Annotated in this window: 25 protein-coding genes; 22 read left to right on the top strand and 3 right to left on the bottom strand. The window is 65.8% G+C overall.

What is annotated here, in order from left to right; all coding sequences use genetic code 11:
* Positions 1–15 precede the first annotated feature (15 nt).
* The 11 genes from fliD (at position 16) to flgJ (ending at position 8,114) form a co-directional block, all read left to right on the top strand.
* Positions 16–1,404 (top strand): flagellar filament capping protein FliD, encoded by a 1,389-nt coding sequence (gene fliD / locus PX653_RS04610; RefSeq protein ID WP_277416743.1) that lies wholly within the window; start codon positions 16–18, stop codon positions 1,402–1,404.
* Positions 1,405–1,465: 61 nt separating this feature from the next.
* Positions 1,466–1,855 carry a flagellar export chaperone FliS gene (gene fliS, locus PX653_RS04605; protein ID WP_107142679.1) on the top strand — a complete coding sequence of 130 codons (390 nt, stop codon included), beginning with the start codon at positions 1,466–1,468 and terminating at the stop codon, positions 1,853–1,855.
* Between the two features lie 19 nt (positions 1,856–1,874).
* Positions 1,875–2,159 carry a hypothetical protein gene (locus PX653_RS04600; RefSeq protein WP_277416742.1) on the top strand — a complete coding sequence of 95 codons (285 nt, stop codon included), beginning with the start codon at positions 1,875–1,877 and terminating at the stop codon, positions 2,157–2,159.
* Entirely contained in the window at positions 2,156–3,364 is a 1,209-nt protein-coding gene (locus tag PX653_RS04595) for a flagellar hook-length control protein FliK (protein ID WP_277416741.1), read from the top strand. Before PX653_RS04600 ends, PX653_RS04595 begins: the two co-directional genes overlap by 4 nt.
* Before the next feature lie 7 nt (positions 3,365–3,371).
* The gene (locus tag PX653_RS04590; RefSeq protein WP_277416740.1) at positions 3,372–3,881 is read left to right on the top strand and encodes a flagellar basal body-associated FliL family protein; all 510 of its coding nucleotides are present in this window, start codon (positions 3,372–3,374) and stop codon (positions 3,879–3,881) included.
* A gap of 27 nt (positions 3,882–3,908) precedes the next feature.
* Positions 3,909–4,679, top strand: coding sequence for a FliA/WhiG family RNA polymerase sigma factor (locus PX653_RS04585; RefSeq protein WP_371876414.1), 771 nt, complete (start codon positions 3,909–3,911; stop codon positions 4,677–4,679).
* A gap of 29 nt (positions 4,680–4,708) precedes the next feature.
* Positions 4,709–5,620, top strand: a complete 912-nt coding sequence (gene motA / locus PX653_RS04580) for a flagellar motor stator protein MotA (protein WP_277416739.1) — start codon at positions 4,709–4,711, stop codon at positions 5,618–5,620.
* A complete protein-coding gene (locus tag PX653_RS04575; RefSeq protein WP_277416738.1) occupies positions 5,604–6,578 on the top strand; it encodes a flagellar motor protein MotB in 975 nt (324 codons plus the stop codon). The genes motA and PX653_RS04575 overlap by 17 nt, the downstream gene beginning before the upstream one ends.
* A gap of 5 nt (positions 6,579–6,583) precedes the next feature.
* Positions 6,584–6,886, top strand: coding sequence for a flagellar biosynthesis anti-sigma factor FlgM (flgM, locus tag PX653_RS04570; RefSeq protein WP_277416737.1), 303 nt, complete (start codon positions 6,584–6,586; stop codon positions 6,884–6,886).
* The gene (gene flgN / locus PX653_RS04565) at positions 6,887–7,333 is read left to right on the top strand and encodes a flagellar export chaperone FlgN (RefSeq protein ID WP_277416736.1); all 447 of its coding nucleotides are present in this window, start codon (positions 6,887–6,889) and stop codon (positions 7,331–7,333) included.
* Entirely contained in the window at positions 7,320–8,114 is a 795-nt protein-coding gene (gene flgJ / locus PX653_RS04560; protein ID WP_277416735.1) for a flagellar assembly peptidoglycan hydrolase FlgJ, read from the top strand. Before flgN ends, flgJ begins: the two co-directional genes overlap by 14 nt.
* A gap of 669 nt (positions 8,115–8,783) precedes the next feature.
* Here the strand turns inward: flgJ and PX653_RS04555 are convergent.
* The 3 genes from PX653_RS04555 to flgA form a co-directional block, all read right to left on the bottom strand.
* Entirely contained in the window at positions 8,784–9,413 is a 630-nt protein-coding gene (locus tag PX653_RS04555) for a PEP-CTERM sorting domain-containing protein (RefSeq protein WP_277416734.1), read from the bottom strand.
* A gap of 118 nt (positions 9,414–9,531) precedes the next feature.
* Positions 9,532–10,158 carry a PEP-CTERM sorting domain-containing protein gene (locus tag PX653_RS04550; protein ID WP_277416733.1) on the bottom strand — a complete coding sequence of 209 codons (627 nt, stop codon included), beginning with the start codon at positions 10,156–10,158 and terminating at the stop codon, positions 9,532–9,534.
* A gap of 163 nt (positions 10,159–10,321) precedes the next feature.
* A complete protein-coding gene (gene flgA, locus PX653_RS04545; protein ID WP_277418513.1) occupies positions 10,322–10,768 on the bottom strand; it encodes a flagellar basal body P-ring formation chaperone FlgA in 447 nt (148 codons plus the stop codon).
* Positions 10,769–11,166: 398 nt separating this feature from the next.
* Between flgA and flgB the strand changes: the two genes are divergently transcribed.
* The 11 genes from flgB (at position 11,167) to flgL (ending at position 20,100) form a co-directional block, all read left to right on the top strand.
* Entirely contained in the window at positions 11,167–11,529 is a 363-nt protein-coding gene (gene flgB / locus PX653_RS04540; protein ID WP_277416732.1) for a flagellar basal body rod protein FlgB, read from the top strand.
* Between the two features lie 23 nt (positions 11,530–11,552).
* The gene (gene flgC, locus PX653_RS04535; RefSeq protein ID WP_277416731.1) at positions 11,553–11,969 is read left to right on the top strand and encodes a flagellar basal body rod protein FlgC; all 417 of its coding nucleotides are present in this window, start codon (positions 11,553–11,555) and stop codon (positions 11,967–11,969) included.
* The gene (locus PX653_RS04530) at positions 11,969–12,673 is read left to right on the top strand and encodes a flagellar hook capping FlgD N-terminal domain-containing protein (protein WP_277416730.1); all 705 of its coding nucleotides are present in this window, start codon (positions 11,969–11,971) and stop codon (positions 12,671–12,673) included. Before flgC ends, PX653_RS04530 begins: the two co-directional genes overlap by 1 nt.
* A gap of 11 nt (positions 12,674–12,684) precedes the next feature.
* Positions 12,685–13,899, top strand: a complete 1,215-nt coding sequence (locus PX653_RS04525; protein ID WP_277416729.1) for a flagellar hook protein FlgE — start codon at positions 12,685–12,687, stop codon at positions 13,897–13,899.
* Positions 13,900–13,914: 15 nt separating this feature from the next.
* On the top strand, positions 13,915–14,643 hold the full coding sequence (gene flgF / locus PX653_RS04520; protein ID WP_277416728.1) for a flagellar basal-body rod protein FlgF: 729 nt from the start codon (positions 13,915–13,917) through the stop codon (positions 14,641–14,643).
* Between the two features lie 80 nt (positions 14,644–14,723).
* Positions 14,724–15,515, top strand: coding sequence for a flagellar basal-body rod protein FlgG (gene flgG, locus PX653_RS04515; protein WP_277416727.1), 792 nt, complete (start codon positions 14,724–14,726; stop codon positions 15,513–15,515).
* Positions 15,516–15,517: 2 nt separating this feature from the next.
* Positions 15,518–16,180 carry a flagellar basal body L-ring protein FlgH gene (gene flgH, locus PX653_RS04510; RefSeq protein ID WP_277416726.1) on the top strand — a complete coding sequence of 221 codons (663 nt, stop codon included), beginning with the start codon at positions 15,518–15,520 and terminating at the stop codon, positions 16,178–16,180.
* 61 nt (positions 16,181–16,241) lie between these two features.
* Positions 16,242–17,306, top strand: a complete 1,065-nt coding sequence (locus tag PX653_RS04505) for a flagellar basal body P-ring protein FlgI (RefSeq protein WP_371876460.1) — start codon at positions 16,242–16,244, stop codon at positions 17,304–17,306.
* Positions 17,306–17,713, top strand: coding sequence for a rod-binding protein (locus tag PX653_RS04500; protein WP_277416724.1), 408 nt, complete (start codon positions 17,306–17,308; stop codon positions 17,711–17,713). The genes PX653_RS04505 and PX653_RS04500 overlap by 1 nt, the downstream gene beginning before the upstream one ends.
* Positions 17,714–17,819: 106 nt before the next feature.
* A complete protein-coding gene (gene flgK / locus PX653_RS04495; RefSeq protein WP_277416723.1) occupies positions 17,820–19,193 on the top strand; it encodes a flagellar hook-associated protein FlgK in 1,374 nt (457 codons plus the stop codon).
* A 10-nt stretch (positions 19,194–19,203) separates the two neighbouring features.
* Complete coding sequence (flgL, locus tag PX653_RS04490) at positions 19,204–20,100, top strand: flagellar hook-associated protein FlgL (RefSeq protein WP_277416722.1); 897 nt, start codon at positions 19,204–19,206, stop codon at positions 20,098–20,100.
* The last annotated feature ends 2 nt before the right edge of the window (positions 20,101–20,102 follow it).

Genomic DNA, 20,102 nt, shown 5'->3' with positions numbered 1-20,102 from the left:
CCTCGGAGCACGAAAATGGCAACGACCGCAGCAACCTACGATCCGAAAAGCACCGCGACCCAGCTGGCCACGGCCTATATCCAGGACCGCCAGTCGATCCTGACGTCGCAGAACACGACCGCCACGTCGACGGAAAAAGCCCTGTCGAGCCTGAACTCGGCGCTGAACACGTTCGAAGGCGTGATGTCCGGCCTGTCGCTGAAGAAATCGGTGCTGGCCACGTCGGCGACGTTCAGCTCGACGGTGGGCACCGCCTCGGCCAGCACGTCGGCCACGCCGGGCAACTACTTCTTCTACGTGGAACAGCTGGCCACGGCCAACCAGGCCGCCTACGAAAACCTGAGCGACACGACGCCGATCGCCGAAGCGGGCACGATTTCCGTGTCGGTGGGCTCGACCAGCTTCCCGGTCGACCTGGCCACGGCCGACAAGAGCGGCGACGGCATCCTGTCCGTCAAGGAACTGGCGGCGGCGATCAATATCGCTTCCGGCAACACGGCCAAGGTAACGGCCTCGACGATGACGGTCAACGGCGTCCAGCAACTGGTGTTGACGGGCACCGAGACGGGCGCGGCGAACACGGTGTCGATCGACACGACCGCCCTGCCCGCCGGCGCGCTGAAGGATGCACTGGACCTGCCGGGTAACCGCAAGGACCTGATCGTGGCGCAGGACGCCATCGTCTGGCTGGGCGACCAGGGCACCGGCACGCCGCTGCAGCAGGCGTCGAACACGTACAACGTCATCGACGGTGTGTCGATGACGTTCACCAAGGCCCAGACGCTGGGCGAGAAACCGGTCAGCCTGACGGTCGGCACGGATTCGTCCGGCACCCAGGCCAACCTGCAAGGCTTCGTGGACGGCTGGAACGCCATGATCAAGACGCTGCAGGGCCTGACGGACTCGGGCGACGCAACCAAGGGCGACGCCGCCGCCGTGTTCCACGCGGACGCAGGCGTGCAGGCGCTGCGCACCCGCATGCAGGCAGCGCTGCGCCAGCAGGTGGGCGGCGTCAGCCTGGTGAACTACGGCATCACGGCCCAGCGCGACGGCACGCTGGCCCTGGACACGACCCGCCTGAACAAGGCGCTGGCGGCGAATCCGACGGGCCTGGACGCCGTCATGGGCTCGTCCAGCCTGACGACGCCGTCCGGCGTGATGGGCAGCCTGGACAAGCTGATGGACCAGTGGACGGACACGTCGACGGGCCAGATCTCGAAGCGGCGCGACAACAACACGAAGCTGCAGAGCACGATCCTGGACCGCCAGGCCCGCCTGGACAAGCAGTACGAGTCGGCCTACGTGCGCTACCTGAACCAATTTACGAAGCTGCAGACGCTGCAGGCGCAGATGAGCAGCAATACCAGTATTTTCGACGCCCTGTTCGGCGATAAATCGAACTGAGCCTGACCGGCCGGCCGAGCGAGCAGGGACAACCAGCATACAAGCATAGAACGGTGACCCCATGATGAATCACGACGCATACAGCGAATACCACTCGACCAACCTGGACGCGCAGACCGCGCGCGCCTCGCCGATCGAGCTGGTGCTGGTCCTGACCGACGGCCTGCTGGAAGAGCTGGCCCGTGCCCGCGGCCACGTCGTGGGCAAGCGCTACGAGCTCAAGGCGACCAGCCTGGACAAGTGCACGCAGATCATCAATGGCCTGTCCAGCTCGCTCGATTTCGACAATGGCGGCGAAGTCGTCGCCAACCTCGGCCGCCTGTACGACTACTGCGCCGCGCGCCTGTACCGGGCCGGCATCGACATGGACCCTGCCATCATCGACGAGGTCGTGGGCCTGTTGTCGACGATCCGCCAGGGCTGGCTTGGCGTGCAGGCCAAGCATGGATAGGCAACAGCAGTTAATGCGGATGGGCCAGCGCCTGTCCGCCGCCACCGCCGCGTCCGATTGGGATGCGCTGGTGGACATCAATACGTTGATGGCGTCCTCCTTGCCGGCCATGGCCGCCCAGGGCAAGTGGACGCCCGCCGAAAAGGCGGCCCTCGCCGCCTTGCGCCAGTTGCACCGCGAAGCGGTACGGCTGGCCGCAGCGGCCAGCGCGGAACTGGGCAAACACTTGCAGCACATGAATACGCACAAGGAGGGCTGGCTTGCCTATGCCCTGGATAACGATTTTGCCGGAACCGAAGCATGATGATGACCTTTCCCTCCGCGCCGGGTGGCGCGACTCCCGACACGACGCTGCCGGGTGTAACCGCCGCACCGGGACTGCCCGCTGACGGCCAGGCCGACGCGACGGGCTTGCCCGCGCTGTTCGCGCAACTGCTGGACGTGGCCGCGGCCGCCGTGCCGGGCCTCGACATGGCCGGCCTGGAGGGCGCAGCCGCGCCCGCCGGCGACGCCGCGGTGGCAACGGCGGAAGGCGACAGCGCTGCCGTCGACACGAGCGCCGCGCCGCTGGCCGCGATGCTGCCGATGATGAACTTTGCCGTACTGGCTGCCGTCCGTCCGGATGCCGCCGCCCCGACGGTCGCCGGCACGCCGGCTACGGGCACTGCCGCCGTGGCCGGCAACGGCCTGGCGGCGCTGGATGGCGCCGCCGGCCAGGTGCGCAACCTGTCGCTGCTGGCCGCCACCTCGGACCAGGCGCGCCAGGCGGCCGCCAACGCCATCACGGCTACCCTGCTGCCGGCTGGCGGTCGCACGCAGGCGCCGGCCGTGACGCCGGTCCAGGGCGACGACGCCAATGCGGCCGGCAACGGCCGCGCTGCCCTGCCGGCCGGCACCGGCACGGGCGCCGTCACCGCGGCACCCGTCACGGCCGTGGCACAGGAAGCGGGCCTGGCCTCGGATACGAATGGCCGGGGCACGAATGGCCGCGGCGACGACAGCGGCCAGAACCCGTCGTCGTTCCGCAGCGTGATGTCGGCAGCGGCTCCGGCGGCGGACGGCAGCACTGCCGCCGCGACGGTGAAGCTGGCCGGCAATCCCGACCAGTGGCAGCAGCCGCTGCGCGCGGCGCTGGGCGACCGCCTGCAGCTGCAGCTGCAACGCAATAACGACCATGCGGTGATCCGCCTGGAACCGCCGAACCTGGGCAGCATCGAGATCTCGATCCGCCACACGGCCGGCGCCCTGCAGGTGAACCTGTCGGCCAGCAACAGCGACGTGCTGCGCCAGTTGAACACCGTCAGCGACAACATGCGCCAGGACCTGTCGCAGCGTCAGTTCAGCGACGTGGCGGTGACGGTATCGTCGTCCACCAACCGTGGCCTGGCCGACGGCGGCGGTGGCCGCCAGCAAGGGGAGCGCGAACAGCAGGAACGCGGCCCGGGCCGTGCGCTGTCCGAGGACGATACGCCCTCCTCCACCTTTGCCATGCTGACCGAGCGGGAGTAACGAGTAAATGAACAAGAAGATGATCATCGCCTTCGCGGCCGTGGCGCTGCTGTGCGCCGGCGGCGCCGGCGGGGCGGTATGGTATTTCGCGGCGCCGAAGGCCGATGCCGAGCACGTCGAGGAAGACGGCAAGCAGGCCAAGGGCGACGCCAAGGCTAGGAAGAAGAAAAAGGAAGAGAAGTCGGACGAGGAAGTGGAGCCGCTGAAGTACCTCACGGTGGACAAGGTCATCGTCATGCTGCGCCGCGGCGAGGGCGAGAACGTGTCGCACTACCTGTCGGCCGACCTCGTCGTGGCGACGCCCGTCAAGCAGGAAAAGGAAGCCAAGGAACACCTGCCGATGCTGCGCAGCGTCGCCGTGCGCCAGCTGTCCGGCCTGTCGGTGGACAAGGCGCGGGGCATGACGATCGACCAGTTTGCCGAAGAGCTGAACAAGGCCTACGAGGAGACCTACGAGAAGGATGGCCGCGACCAGCCCTTCAAGGAAGTCATGATCGGCAAGCTGATCATCGAGTGATGCGGCTGGAACGAGAGTGAGGCAAGCATGGCTTTGGTAGCAACCGAAAATTATTCCGAAAGCTATGGCGCAAGCTATGGCGAAAGCTACGGCGAAGCATTCGCCGCACCGAGCGCGGCCGCGGCGATGACCCCGGCAGCCGAACAGAAGCACCTGCTGGCGTACGCGCCGCTGGTCAAGAAGATCGTCCGCCAGTTGAATTCCCAGGTCGCGGGCGCCATCGACCGCGAGGACATGGAGCAGATCGGCCTGATGGGCCTGCTGGAAGCGCTGCGCCGCTACGGCGAACCGGACGCGGGCTTCGGCAGCTATGCCAGCCTGCGCATCCGCGGCGCCATCCTGGATGAGCTGCGCCGCCAGGACTGGCGTCCGCGTGCCGTGCGCCAGCAGAGCCACAAGCTGCGCGACGCCGTGCGCGCGCTGACGCGCAAGCTGGGCCGCGAACCGACCGAACAGGAAGCCATCGCCGGCCTGGGCATCACGGCCGACGAATACATGGCCTACCAGCTCGACGAGAACGCCGAGGTATTGGCCAGTTTCGACGACCTGCTGCAGGAACAGGGCTCCGAAGCGGGCGCGGGCCATACGCCCGGCCCGGAAGAGCAGTTGATGGTGCGGCGCAGCCTGGAACAGGCCCTGAACGGCCTGAACGAACGCGAACAGCGCGTCGTGCAGATGTATTACGAGTTCGAGCTGAGCTACAAGGAAATCGCGGCCGTGCTGGACCTGACGGATGCCCGCGTATGCCAGCTGAACAAGGCCGCGCTGAACAAGATGAAAGCGGTGCTGCAGGCGTAAGCGCGGCCCGATAAAAAAGGAACTACACCATGCAGCAAATTATTGGCTTTGTCATCATTTTCGGCAGCGTCTTCGGCGGCTACGTCCTGATGGGCGGCACGTTCGCGGCCATCTGGCACCCCATCGAGGTGCTCGTCATCGCCGGCGCCGGCGCGGGCGCACTGGTACTGGGCAACCCGGGCCACGTGCTGCACGAGCTGACGCACCAGTTGAAGAAAATCGTCGTGCGCAAGAAGTACGACTCCGAATTCCAGCGCCAGTTGCTGCTGCTGATGTACGAACTGCTGCAACTGGCGGCCGGCGGCCTGAAGGCGCTGGACGCCCACGTCGAGGCGCCGAAGGACAGCGCGATCTTCCAGCGTTATCCGCTCGTGCTGGAAGAGCCGAAGCTGCTGGCGTTCATCGTCGACAACTTCCGCCTGATGGCGATGGGCAAGATCAACGCACACGAACTGGAAGGCGTGCTGGAACAGGAACTGGAACTGATCCACGAGGAACTGACGCAGCCGGCCAAGTCGCTCAACAAGATCGGCGAAGCCATGCCGGGCTTCGGCATCCTGGCGGCCGTGCTGGGCATCGTCATCACGATGGGCACCGTGGGCGAAGGCGCGTCGTCGGGCGAGATCGCCGAGAAGGTGGGCGCGGCGATGGTCGGCACGTTCATCGGTATTTTCCTGTGCTATGGCCTGATCGACCCCGTCTGCAACATGCTCAAGCAGCTGGTGGGCGAGGAAGCGTCCACGATGGAAATCGTCAAGGTCGTGCTGGTGACGCACGTGGCCGGCAAGCCGGCCCTGCTGGCGATCGACGCCGGCCGCCGCCTGGTACAGCTCAACACCAAGCCGAGCTTCGCGCAGCTGGAAAGCTGGATCACCGCGATGGAAGGCGGCGACGATGCGGGTGGCAGCAGCCGGGGAGGTGGCCGTGCAAAAGCCGCATGACAAACACCATGAGATGACGATCGTCAAGCGCGGGGGCGGCAAGCACGCGCATGACGAGCACGGCGGGGCATGGAAAGTGGCGTTCGCCGACTTCTGCCTGGCATTGATGTGCCTGTTCCTCGTGCTGTGGCTGATGGCGTCGCGCAATACCGAAAGCCTGCAGCAGATCCTGACGCAGTCGGACGGCAACCGGACCGACCAGGGCAAGGGCGTGATGCCCGAGCAGATCGGCGGCCCGCGCGGCAGCCTGATCGAGCGTTTCCCGATGCCCCGCACGGGCAATGCGGAGACGGACGGCAAGGCCGAGAAAAGCACGGAGGACAGCCCCGAGGCCGCGCCGTCCAAGGTCAGCTACGACACGCCGGACGACCTGGCATTGCTTGCCAAGGCGTTAAAGGACATGAGCAAGGATGCTGGCCTGGCCAGCAACCTGCAGTCGGTCGTCACGCCGTACGGTTTGCGCGTGATGCTGCACGATACTGATAAACAAGGCATGTTTGTACGTGGCAGCGCCATTCCGACGGGCAAATTTACGACACTTATGCGGCAGATGGGACCCCTTTTTGCACGCATGGAGAACCAAATGCTGATCGTAGGCCACACGGATTCGCTACAATATGCGGATACCAGCCACTCCGCATTTTCGAACTGGAACCTGTCGTCGAACCGCGCGATGTCCGCGCGGGCCCAGCTGCTTGCGGGCAGCATGCCGGCCGACAGCGTCCTGCAAGTCGTCGGCATGGCCGACCGGGCACCGCTCGACATGAAGAACGCCGCCGCCGGCGTCAACCGCCGCATCGAATTGCTGATCCTGACCCGTGGCCAGGCCAGCGCGATCGCCGCGATGTTCGGCATGCCGGGCGAAAAGGAACGATTGGCGCCGGGCGTCGACACCGAGCTGCCGGATGTCAACGTGCTCAAGCAGCTGCGCGAGAAGCTGCAATCCGGCGGGAGGTAACCGACATGGCAATTGAAACCAAGGCAAGAGGTCAACGTATGCGTATTTCTAGTGGAGCTCCCGGTACCGTCGCCGTCCAGACGGTTACCGACAGCGCGCCGGCCGAGTCCGTCCGCGCGCCGGCACAGGTCGCTCGGGAAACCCTGCAGTCGGCGGTGATGCAGCCGGCCCTGCAGGCGATGAAGGAAATGCCCGACATCGACCACGAGAAGGTGGCGATGTTGCGCGATGCGCTGGCGAAGGGCGAGCTGCCGTTCAACGCGAACAAGCTCGCTGGCCTGATCCAGCGTTTTCACGGAGAGCATTGAGTGAACGGCAAGACCGCCCAGGCGCCGCTGTCGCGCCAGGACGCGATGAAGCAGTTGCTGCAGGGCCTCGTGGACGACAAGGCCGGCTACGCCGAACTGCTGCAACTGCTGGACGAGCAGTTCGACGCCGCCATCCGCCACCAGCGCGAGCGCCTGGGCAGTATCGCCAGCGCGATCGCCGCACTGGTCGATACGCTGGAGGCGCGCCGCGCCCGTCGTGTCGAGCTGGCCACGCTGCTGGCCGGCCCGGCGCCGTCGATGGCGGCGATCTTTGCCCTGCTGCGCCCGGAATCGCGGGTGCGCGTGCAGGACGACTGGGCCGAGCTGGAACAGATGGTGAGTGCGGCCAAGGCCGGCGGCAAGCGCAACGGCGACTTGCTGGCCGAACAATACACGATCATGCAGCGCGTGCTGCACGGCGAAGATCAACTCTATGAACCGGTCTGATTTCACGTTTGCCACGGCGCCCACGCAGGCGACCGCCGCCACCGCCTCGAACATGACGGCGGCCCGCCCCGCCCTGCCCTCCGGCTTTTCCGGTGGCGGCGCGGCCGGCTTCTCGAGTACCTTCCGCCAGGTGCAATCCGACGTGGCGGCCTTCATCGGCAATGGCGGCGGCGGATTCGGCGGCGACTCCGCCACCCCGCTGTCGGCGGACGGTGCCGCATTGCGCGCGCGCCTGACGGCCAACGCACTGGGCGGCGTGGAAAGCAGCGGCGCCATCGACGGCGCGGCCGGGGTGGATGGGCAGCACGGCATCGACGGCGACCTGCAGCAGCAGTTCCTGGCGTCGATCCGGCCCCACGCGGAGGAAGCAGCGCGCAAGCTGGGCGTTTCGCCCGACATCGTCGCCGCCCATGCCGCGCTGGAATCGGGCTGGGGCCAGCGTCCGCTGCGCAACGGCACGGTCGACAGCAACAACCTGTTCGGCATCAAGGCCGGCGGTTCGTGGCAGGGCGATGTTGCCGCCAACGTCACGACGGAATACGAGCACGGCGCAGCCGTCAAGAAGGTCGAGAAATTCCGCAGCTATCCGGACCAGGCCAGCGCGTTCCGCGACTATGCGGGCCTGCTGGCCACCAATCCGCGCTACCAGAAGGCCCTGAACACGGGCAGCGATGCCCACGCGTTCGCCCAGGGCCTGCAGCAAGGTGGCTACGCCACCGATCCCGCCTACGCGCAGAAGCTGGCCAAGCTGGCGGCGCGGGTGGCGCGGACGGAATACTGATCCTGCCGCCGAACCGGTGGTGTCGGCTGGGCTTGGGGTCTGTCCCTGCAAGGGACCGACCCCGGTTTTTATCGGTTTTTATCGTTAGCGCCTGCCTGACGTTGTGATACGTCTGCTCACCCAGTGCGATGGAAACCGGGGTCAGTCCCGAAGGGACAGACCCCAAGCCTGGCGACGTCAGTCCTCCTATGCGCGCCGCCGCAGGAACAGCACCCCCAGCCCCGCGCCCAACAATCCAGGCCTGTTGTCCACCGATCCCGCCTACGCGCAGAAGCTGGCGGCGCGGGCTTGGGGTCTGTCCCTGCAAGGGACAGACCCCGGTTTCTATCGTTAGCGCCTGCTTGACGTTGTGATACGTCTGCTCACCCAGTGCGATGGAAACCGGGGTCAGTCCCAAAGGGACAGACCCCAAGCCTGGCGACGTCAATCCTCCTCCTGCCGCCGCCGCAGGAACAGCACCCCCAGCCCCGCGTCCAACAATCCAGGCCTGTTGGCCACCGATCCCGCCTACGCGCAGAAGCTGGCGGCGCGGGCTTGGGGTCTGTCCCTGCAAGGGACCGACCCCGGTTTCTATCGTTAGCGCCTGCTTGACGTTGTGATACGTCTGCTCACCCAGTGCGATGAAAACCGGGGCCAGTCCCGAAGGGACAGACCCCACGCCTGGAGACGTCAGTCCTCCTCCTCCCGCCGCCGCAGGAACAACACTCCCAGTCCCACGCCCAGCATGCCCCACACTCCGGGTTCCGGTACCGGCGTGAGCACGGTGTCGCGCCCGAACAGCGCCAGCGTCGAGAAATCGGGTGGATCGCCGGCGCGGTTGGTCCAGCGGACCTGCCAACTGCCGTCGAACGTCTGCCCCGGCAGGAGCGTGGCGTCGTCGAACAGCCAGGCGGCGCCCGGACTGCCCGCGTGGATCGCGAACGCGAGGTCGAGCGTGATCGCCGTCGTCGCACTGGTATTGGTGACCGACCACAGCCCGGCAGTGGTGGTCGATTCGCTGAACGTGAATTGCAGCTGGCCCAGGTTGAGGAAACCGGCGCGGTGGTCGTATTTGTCCAGCAAGGTCCAGGCGCCGCTGCCGTAAGGGGCGAACGCGGTGTCGAAGCCGCTGGTGTTGCCATGGCGGCCTGCGTGCGGGTTCCAGCCGGACTTGAACACGAAGGCGTCCGCCGGGCGGCCGTCCAGCGTGGCGTCGGCGGCGCTGGCGTCGGCCACGGCGGCATGGACGGCACTGGCCGGCACGAGTGCAGCAAGGGTGGCGGCCAGCCCGGCCACCAGTTGTCGTATGAGCATTTTCATCGTCGATCCTTGGTTGTCGGTTGAGTTGGCGCGAGCGTTGGCGAAGCCCGGGATGACGGCCATCCGATCGGGTGCGGCCGCGCCCGCTCAGGTGCCCGTCTCCGGTACCTCGGCCAGGTCAGCGCTTCGCCCGGGACCGTAACGACAGCAAGCCCAGCCCGGCCACGAGCATCGCGTACTCGGCCGGCTCCGGAATCGGCGTCAGCACGATGTCGCGCCCGAAGATGGTGACGTTGGAAAAGTCCGGCACGTTGCCGCCGACGTTGGTCCACAGGATCTGCCAGGTGCCGTCCAGGGTCTGGCCGGCCTGGATCATCTGGTCGTCGAACAGCCAGGCGCCGCCCCGTCCGCCGGCGTGGATGGCGAAGACCAGGTCCAGCGTCATATTCATGGTGGCGCTCGTATTGGTGACGCTCCACTCGCCCGTGGTGCCCGTCGTTTCCGTCAACGAGAAGTTGAGCTGGCCCGTGTTCTGGAAGCCGGACCAGCGCTCGGCACGGTCCAGCAATTGCCAGGCGCCGCTGCCGTAGCCGGCAAAGGCGCTGTCGAAGCCGCTGGTGTCGCCGGACGGGCCGGCATGGGGATTCCAGCCGTCGGCGTACGCAAACGCGTCCGCCGGCTGGCCGGCCAATGTGACGTCGGTCGCGCTGGCGTCGCCGATGGCGGCTTGGGCGCTGGCGGCGAGCGCGACGGAAGCTAAAGTCGCGGCCACGCCGGCCGAAATACGTTGTACGAGCGTTTTCATCAGTCACTCCTGTGGTTGCTGGTTGAGAATCCGTGCGGAGAACCCGCTCCGCCATCTCAACTTAGCAGTCCACGCGACCGTTACCCGGCCAACCCGCGCAGCCGTTGACCATCTTCCAAGTGTCTGATTTTTCGACAGAATTTCCGAAATTCAAAGGTTGCAGTCAGTCCACCGGCTCGACCTGGCCCAGTTCGGTCACCCGGGCCCGGATGGTCACGCCGCTGGCGTTCTTGACGCGGACCGTGGCGCCACGTGCGCCCGTGTCCAGCGCCTCGCCGCTCATGCTGACCTCGATCTGGTCGCGCTTGGCGACGATGCGCACGGGCTCGCCCCGCTTCACCAGCGTCGGCGCCACCAGCATATTGGCCCGCAGGACGGTGCCGGCGCGGATCGTGCGGCGTGTCGCCATCTCCTGGACCGCCGCCAAATCCGAGAACGCGTCCGGTGTTCCCGTGATGTCGTGGCGCTCCAGCAACACATCGTCGGCCGCCACGGTTTTACCACTTGACAAGTCATTTGCCGCAATGACAACCCGCGCGGAAATCTTCGCGCGCGTGACGAAATCGTATCGCCAGCCGCCGGCATCTGGACAGATTGCCACGAAGCGCATCCGCGCCGGACTGCGCACATCGGCTGCTTCCACTCTGGGAGCCGCATTGCAGGGTCCCAGCGGCCGTGTGTTCCGGACAACCTCGACCTCGAACTGGGGTTCCAGCCAGTTTGACAGTTCGGCATGCCGCTTTAATTCCTGTTGCGCTGCTTGTTGCACCTGGGCGACAAGCCGTTCCGGCGCCACAGGGGCGGACCACGAAACTTTAGTCGTTCCGATGAGCAACAGAGTGAGAAACCGGGGTAGAATTCGTTTGTTGAACATGGGCAATACCTTTAAACTGAAGTCAGGCCGGGAGTAACGTTTGATGCAACTTTACGTTCTGCCAGCGCCGCGGCCGTAGCCATTTTACATGGGCTGTTCCGCCATGTAGGCGGCTCATTGAAGGGGAGAAACAAATGGGAATCAATTTCAAGGAAGCGACCGGCGTACACGCCGGCGCATTGCAACTGCGTTCGGAGCGTACCCGCATTCTCGCTTCGAACATCGCCAACGAGAACACCCCGGGCTACCAGGCCCAGGACATGGATTTCTCGGCCTCGATGGCGCAGCTGCAGGCCAGCAACGAGGGCGGCCTGTCCCTGCTGTCCGACAGCGATCCGCTGTACCGCGTGCCATTCCACCCGACCACCGACGGCAATACCGTCGAGATCGGCGTCGAGCAGGCGGCGTTCTCGCAGAACGCGACCGACTTCCAGACCAGTCTCACCTTCATCAACATGAAGCTGAAGGGTCTGGCCAAGGCCATCAACGGCCAGTGACCAACCCTTCCCGGAGTTAACCGATGAGCTTCAAGGATATTTCCCAGATCGCCGGCTCGGCCATGGCAGCGCAAACCGTGCGCCTGAACACCGTGGCGTCGAACCTGGCCAATGCCGACTCCGTGTCCGGCAACGAGAACGACACCTACCGCGCCCGCAAGCCCGTGTTCGCCGCCGTGATGAACGAAGGCCCGAACGCGGCTGCCGGCGGCAAGGTGCAGGTGCTCGACGTCGTCGAGAGCGCCGAGCCGCTGCGCAAGGTATACGAGCCGGACAATCCCATGGCAAATGCCGAGGGCATGGTGTTCTACCCGAACGTCAACCAGGTGGCGGAGATGACGGACATGATGTCCGCCTCGCGCGCCTTTGAAACGAATGTCGAAGTGCTGGGCCGGATCCGGACCATGCAGCAATCCCTTCTGAAACTGGGTGAAATGTAATGGAAACGAACCTGTTCACGAACGCGGCCGGCGCTGGCGCCGCCAACACGGCCGCCAATGCCGCACCGGCGGCCAACACGATGGGCGAGAGCAAGGAGATGTTTACCAAGCTGCTCGTCGCGCAGATCCAGAACCAGGATCCGCTAGAACCGTCCGATCCGTCGCAGTTCGTCCAGCAGCTGACCCAGCTGTCGCAGACGGAAGCGCTGCAGAGCCTGGCTTCGCTGACCAGCAACAACGCCAGCGTGCTGCAAAGCATGCAGGTGCTGGCGCTGGGCGGCCAGGTGGGCTCGGAAGTGATGGCCAACGTGGACAGCGTCAAGCTGGACGGCAACAAGGTCAGCGGTGCCCTCACCCTGTCCGGCAACAGCAGCAAGACCACGCTGGTGCTGACGGATGCGGGCGGCCAGGACCATGAACTGGCACTCGGCCCGCTGTCGCAGGGCAGCGTGCCGTTCTCGATCGATCCGACGGCGATGGGTCTGCCGGCCGGTACCTACAAGATGAAGGTCGTCACCAGCTCGGGCGAGCAAGCACCGGTGGATATCGCCGGTCGCCTGAACAGTGTGCGCCTGGGCTCGAACGGCAGCATTGTGCTCAACATCGCCAACGTCGGCGAAGTGGCACCGAGCAACGTTACCGCTTTCAACGGTAAATCCCAAACCGCTGTCGCCGCTGCCGGCGCTGCCAACACCACTCTGTAAGGACCTCAGACATGAGTTTCAATATCGCACTGTCCGGCATCCAGGCCATCAACGAGCAGCTCAACAGCATTTCCAACAACATCGCCAACGCGGGCACCTACGGCTACAAGGCCCAGCGCGCCAACTTCACGTCGATGTACGCGGGCAGCCAGCCCACCGGCACCCAGATCGGCTCGACCACGCAGAACATCAGCCTGACGGGCGGCGTGCTGAACACGGGTCGCGCCATGGACGCGTCCATCGACGGCCGCGGCTTCTTCATCAGCAAGACCTCGACGGGCCAGGAAGTCTACAGCCGCGTCGGCATCTTCACGAAGGACGGCAACGACTTCCTGGTCGACAGCGCCGGCCACCGCGTGCAGGGCGCCAAGCTGACGCCGGGCGTTGCCGCACCGGGCCCGAAGGGCGACATCGTCGTGCCGACCACGACCCTGGAAGCCAAGGCCTCCACGGAGATCGACTTCGCCGCCAACCTGTCGGCCGACTGGAAAGCGCCGACCGGCACGTTCCCGGCCTCGCCGACGGCCGCCACGCCGCCGGACCCATCGTCCTACAACATGTCGAAGACGACGCTGGCGTTCGACTCGCAGGGTAAATCGCACACCGTGACGCAGTATTTCGCGCGCACCACCGACTCGTCGCTGGACGTGACCGTGCACATCCTGGTGGACGGCGAGCCAGCTGCGTCCGGTACCCCCGTGACGCTGAACTTCGACAGCGCCGGCAAGCTGCTGAACGCGCCTGCGACGAACAACATCACGTTCGCCCCGGCCCCGGCCGCGAATGCCGACATCATGGTCGATTACACCGGCACCACGTTCCAGGCCGGCGAAGCGACCACGTCGACCAACGTGGCGAACGGCTACACGACGGGCCAGTACGTGGGCGTCGAGCTGGGCTCGGACGGCAAGGTCATCGCCAAGTACTCGAACGGCGAGCAGCAGGCCGTCGGCCAGATCCTGCTGGCCACGATGTCGAACGAGGATGCGCTGACCCCCGTGAACGACACCAGCTGGGTCGCCAACGGCAATGTTGGCACGATCACCGAGAGCAATCCGGGCGAGAGCGTGGCCGGCAGCCTGGCGATCGCCACCTTGGAAGGTTCGAACGTGGACATCACGTCGGAACTGGTCGGCCTGATGGGTTCGCAGCGCAACTACCAGGCGAACTCGAAGGTCATCACGACCGAAAACCAGATGCTGCAATCGCTGATGCAGGCCCTGTAAGCGGAGCGACCGTAAATGGATGCATTGATCTACACCGCCATGAGCGGCGCCGAGCGGGCCCTGCGGGGCCAGCAGGTGCACGCCAACAACCTGGCGAACGCCGACACGGCGGGCTTCCGCGCCAACCTGGAACTGGCGACGGCGCAAGCCGCCCAGGGCTACGGCTACGACGACCGCCACATGTCGCAGATGCAGGCCAACGCGATCTCGACCAAGCAGGGCACGCTGCGTGCCACCGGCCGCGAACTCGACGTGGCCATCTCCGGCAACGGCTACTTTGCCGTGGAAGGCCCGACGGGCGAAGCCTACACCCGCGCCGGCAACATCACGCTGGACGCGGACGGCACGATGACCGTCAACGGCATGCAGTTGCTGGGCGAAGGCGGCCCGATCACGCTGCCGCAGAACGCCCGGATCGAAATCGGCCAGGACGGCACGGTGTCGATCCAGAGCCCGGGCGGCATGGGCGAGATGCAGGTGATCGACAAGCTCAAGCTCGTCAAGGCCGAAGGCTCCGAGCTGACCAAGAACGAGGCAGGCCTGATCGTCATGCGTGACGGCCAGGTACTGCCGACGGATAACACGGTGCAGGTGCGCGCCGGTCATCTGGAAGGGAGCAACGTATCCGCCGTCGAAGAGATGGTGGCCACGATGAGCCTGACTCGCACCTTCGAAGTCCAGATGAAACTGTTCAAGGCCGCGGACGACATGACCCAGGCCGGCAACCGCCTGATCGGCGGTTGACCATGCTGATCGGGCAAGATTAAAGTTGCCCGACAGCATGCCGTAACAGACCCTAGCGCAACACACTACAGGAGTATCCGATGAATCCAGCAATGTGGATCAGCAAGACCGGCGTGCAGGCACAAGATGCCAAGCTGCAAGCCATCGCCAACAACCTGGCCAACGCCAACACGGTGGGCTTCAAGAAGGACCGCGTCGTCTTCGAAGACCTGTTCTACTCGGTCGAAGGCCAGCCGGGCGCGCAGCGCGCCGACAACAACACGCTGGCGCCGACCGGCGTGCAGCTGGGTAACGGTACCCATATCGTCGGCACCCAGAAGGTGTTCACGACCGGTAACGCCCAGATCACCAGCAACCAGTTCGACGTGATGATCAGCGGTAACGGCTTCCTGCAGGTGCAGCGTCCCAACGGCGAAGCGGGCTACACCCGTGCCGGCCAGCTGGGCCTGGACGCCAATGGCGTGCTGATCAATGCGCAGGGCCTGCCCCTGGTGCCGCAGATCACCGTGCCGCCGACCGCCACCTCCGTGACGATCGCGGAAAACGGTACCGTGTCCGTGACGATGCCGGGTACCACCACGCCGCAGCAGGTGGGCCAGCTGACGCTGACGTCGTTCATCAACCCGGCCGGCCTGCAGGCGCTGGGCGAGAACCTGTTCCAGGAAACGGCCTCCTCCGGCGCGCCGACGGAAGGCCGCCCCGGCGACGCCCAGTTCGGCAAGCTCAAGCAAGGTGCGCTGGAAGCGTCCAACGTCCAGGTGGTCGAGGAAATGGTCGACATGATCGCCGCGCAGCGTACCTATGAAATGAACACGAAGGTTCTGTCCGCAGCAGACAATATGCTGCAATATCTCGCACAGGCAGCACGATAATGATGAAAGCGCAACTGAGCGCAATGGCCGCGTTGTTGCTGGCCGGTTGCGCCACCATCCAACCGGCGGCGGTCCGCCCCGGTCCCTTCGACGAACCGCCCAGCGTGGCCCGTTCGGCCGCGCCGCGCGGCGTTTCCGGCGGCGTGTTCTCGGCCGACGCCGGCCTGTCGCTGACGTCGGACAGCCGCGCCTTCCGCGTCGGCGACCTCGTCACCGTGATCCTGCAGGAAACCACGCAGGCATCGAAATCCGCCGGCACCAAGCTGGGCAAGGATTCCGGCGTCGGCGTCGCCGCGCCCGGCCTGCTGGGCAAGACGTTCCCGAAAGCCGGTGTCGAGCTGAACTCGAACCACGCGTTCCAGGGCGACGCCACGGCCACGCAGCAGAACGCGCTGTCCGGTGCGATCACCGTGATCGTGCAGGAAGTCATGCCGAACGGCCTGCTGAAGGTCGCCGGCGAGAAGGGCCTGACCCTGAACCACGGCGAGGAATTCGTGCGCCTGCGCGGCTACCTGCGCGCCGCCGATATCGACGCCAACAACCAGGTGTCCTCGCAACGCATCGCCAATGCCCGCATCGCCTATTCGGCGCAAGGCACGCTGGCCGATACCCAGCAGCCGGGCTGGCTGTCCCGCTTCTTCCTCGGCCCATTGATGCCGTTCTGAGGTGCAGATGAAAACCCGTGCTCTGAAAACCCTGCTGGCCGCTGCGCTGTTCAGCTCGACCATGCTGTCCGCCCTCCCCGCCCAGGCCGCCCAGGTGCTGCGCAACCTCGTCTCGATCGAAGGCGTGCGCGAAAACCCGCTGGTCGGCTACGGCATCGTCGTGGGCCTGAACGGCTCCGGCGACTCGACCCAGGTGAAGTTCGCCAGCCAGTCCGTCGTCAACATGCTGAAGCAGTTCGGCGTCAAGATGCCGGATGGCGCCGACGCGAAAAGCAAGAACGTGGCGGCCGTGATGGTGTCGGCCGTGTTCCCGCCCGGCTACCGCCGCGGCCAGCCGATCGACGTGACCGTGTCCTCGCTGGGCGATGCGAAAAGCCTGCGCGGCGGTTCGCTGCTGCTGACGCCGCTGCGCGCGGCCGACAACGAGACCTATGCGCTGGCGCAGGGCAACGTCGTCGTCGGCGGCCTGTCGGCGGCCGGCAAGAGCGGCTCGTCCGTCACCGTCAACACGCCCACCACGGGCCGCATCCCGAACGGCGCGATGATCGAGCGCGAGATCGCCACCGACTTCTCCACCAACGCCACCGTGCGCCTGTCGCTGAAGCGCCCGTCGTTCGAGACGGCGACCAATATCGTCGACTCGATCAACAAGAAGTTCGGCAACGTGGCCAGCACGGACGACGCCACCAGCATCGCCGTGATCGCCCCGGAGAACCCGACCCAGCGCGTGGCCTTCATGGCCAAGCTGGAAGGACTGGCCATCGAGCAGGGCCAGGAAAACCCGAAAGTGGTGTTCAATTCGCGCACCGGCACCGTCGTCATCGCCGAAGGCCTGCGCGTGAAGGCCGCCGCCGTCACGCACGGTTCGCTCAAGGTGGTCATCTCGGAAAGCTCCAAGGTCAGCCAGCCGGGTCCCCTGTCGGGCGGCCGCACGGCCGTCACGCCCAATTCCGCCGTCAGCGTGGACCAGGGCTCGGGCCAGATGTTCAAGTGGCCGGCCGGCGCCAAGCTGCAGTCGATCATCGACGTCGTCAACAGCCTGGGCGCGACCCCGGACGACATCATGGCGATCCTGCAGGCGCTCGACCAGGCCGGCGCCATCGAAGGCGAACTGGTGGTGATCTGATGGATACCCGCCTGCACGCAGCCAGCCTGCCGCCCGCCGCCGCGCTGGAAGACACCCCGGCGCCTTCCGTCGCGCCGGCCGACGATGCCGCCTACCGCAAGAAGGCCGAACAGGCCGCCGTCAAGTTCGAGAGCTTCTTCATCGGCCACATGCTGAAACAGATGCGCAGCTCGACCAAGGAAATGGCGGGCGAAGACAGCATCTATAAAGACTCGATCAACAGCGACATGCTGGACATGGCGGACGGCCTGGTGGCCGACCAGCTGGCCGGCCAACGTGCGTTCGGCGTCGCCGACGCCATCCTGCGCCAGCTGATGCCGGCGCCCGCCGCGCCCCGCGGCCCTGCCCTCGACCTTAATTCCCAGACAACTCCCGTTGTCGATGCGAAAAATAAGCCGCAAGCGTGAGCTGCGGGCTTAATGTAACGCAGGGCGCGGTCGCCTTTAACAAGTAACGGTGCTGGCGGGGAACGAATCCCCGGCCCGCACGGCCGATACCAGGAACTATTCCGCCATGACCATTCTCAACAACGCACTGTCCGGTGCTGTCGCTGCCCAGGCTTCGCTGAACGCCTCCAGCCAGAACATCGCCAACCTGCAGACCAAGGGCTATACGCGCCAGGGTGTGCTGCTGACGGCCGTGACGGCCGGCTACAGCGCCCAGGGCGCCGGCTCCGGCGTCAAGCTGAGCGCGATGCTGCGCTTCTCCGACTCGTACAAGAGCCAGCAGATGTGGCGCGCCAACTCCGAACTGGGCCAGCGCAACCAGGTGCAGCCCTACCTGACCCAGCTGGAACAGGTGATGGGCGACGAGCAGTCCAGCCTGTCGAACGGCGTGGACAACTTCTTCAAGGCGCTGAACGCCGTGGGCGAAGATCCCACGTCCGGCCCGCTGCGCGGCCAGGTCGTCACGGCCGCCCATGCGATGGCGGAAAGCTTCAACAGCATCTACGCCGTTACCCGCAACCAGCAGTTGTCGGTGCAGCAGCAGCGCGAATCGGTGCTGCCGAAGTTCAATACGCTGGTGGCCAACATCGCGTCGCTGAACGAACGCATCGTGACGGCGGGCGCACTGGGCACCAACACGTCCGGCCTCGTCGACGAGCGCGACGTCGCCATCGACCAGCTGTCGCAACTGGCCTCGATCGAGGTGCTGGAACAGCCGGATGGCTCGCGCACGGTGTCGCTGAAGACGGGCCAGCCGCTTGTCGTCGGCAAGATGGCCGGCTCGCTGGGCATCAACACGACCAGCGGTTCGCCCGTGATGGAAGCCACGTTTGCCCGCTCCACCTATGCGATCGACGACGCCAGGATGGGCGGCCAGCTGGGCGGCCTGGGCAACTTCGAACGCAACACGCTGCTGCCGCTGCAGACGTCCATCAAGGAGATGGCCGAGCAGATGGCGACGGCCGTCAACACGCAGCTGGCCGCGGGTACCGATCCGGCCGGCAACGCGGGCACGCCGCTGTTCGCGCTGAACGGCGGCGGCGCCGGCGGCATCCTGTCGGTCCCGGCCGGCTATGCCGCCACGGACCTGGCCTTTGCCGCCGCCGGCGAGGCCCCCGGCGACAGCACCAACCTGCAGGCCCTGGTCGCGATCAAGCAGCAGACCATCACGCTGACGTCGGTCGGCAGCGTGTCGATCGGCGACGCGGACACCCAGCTGGTCGGCAAGCTGGCCGTCGACAGCCAGCAGAACCAGTCGCTGCTGAACACGGCCTTGACGATCCGCCGCCAGGCCGAGGACGACTGGGCCGCCACCAGTGGCGTCAACCGTGACGAGGAAGCCATCAACCTCGTCGAATTCCAGAATATGTACCAGGCCAATATGAAGGTGCTGGCGGTGGCGAACCAATTGTTCGATTCCACGCTGGCCATGTTCGGCTAAGGAGCACACCATGCGCATCGCTACGACCCAATACCAGGCCACGCTGGCCCGCTCGCTGGAACTGAACCAGACCATGACGGCCCGCATTTCGCAACAGATGTCGACCGGCCAGAACATCCTGGTGCCGTCCGACGACCCCATCACGAACGTGCGGGTGTCGCGCCTGAACCGCGAGGAAGCCATCGTCGGCCAGTACCGCGAGAACATCGGCGCGGTCAAGATCCGCCTGACCAAGAACGAAAGCTACATGTCGGGCATGGTCGGCGACCTGGGCGCCGCCCACGACCTGCTGGTCTGGGCCGCCGACGGCAGCAACACGCCGGACGACCTGAAGTCGATGGTCGGCAGCCTGGAAGCGCTGCGCGATTCGATCCTGTACAACGCCAACACGCGCGACCAGGAAGGCAAGTACATCTTTGCCGGCACGGAAGTGACGAAGACGCCGATCGTGTTCGACGGCACCACGTACACCTTCGACGGCAACACCAAGGAGCAGAAGGTCGTGGTGGGCAACGGCATCACGCAGGCGGTCAACGTCGACGTCTCCGGCGTGGAAACGGTGCTGAACGACCTGAACGCCGCCATCGATGCGCTGCGCAACACGACCACGGACTCGTCGCACGATCCGCTCAAGAGCGTGCTCAGCAACACGATGGCCAGCGTGGAAACGGCGCAGGAGGCACTGGCCGCCAAGATCGCCAAGTTCGGCGGCGCGCAGAACGTCTTGAGCACGCTGGACGGCAACCACGCCAACGTCAGCCTGTCCAACAAGACGGCGATCAACGACCTCGCACGGCTCGATTACGGTGTCGCATCGACCGAGCTCGCGGGCTACAATATGGCTCTGCAGGCCAGCTATCAGTCGTACTCCAAGATCAGCAACCTGTCGCTGTTCAATGTACTCTGAGC

The sequence above is a fragment of the Pseudoduganella chitinolytica genome, from assembly GCF_029028125.1.
Classification (GTDB): Bacteria; Pseudomonadota; Gammaproteobacteria; order Burkholderiales; family Burkholderiaceae_D; genus Rugamonas; species Rugamonas chitinolytica.
Note: the sequence above shows the minus strand (reverse complement) of the source record. Positions and strands in the feature narration are given on the sequence as shown.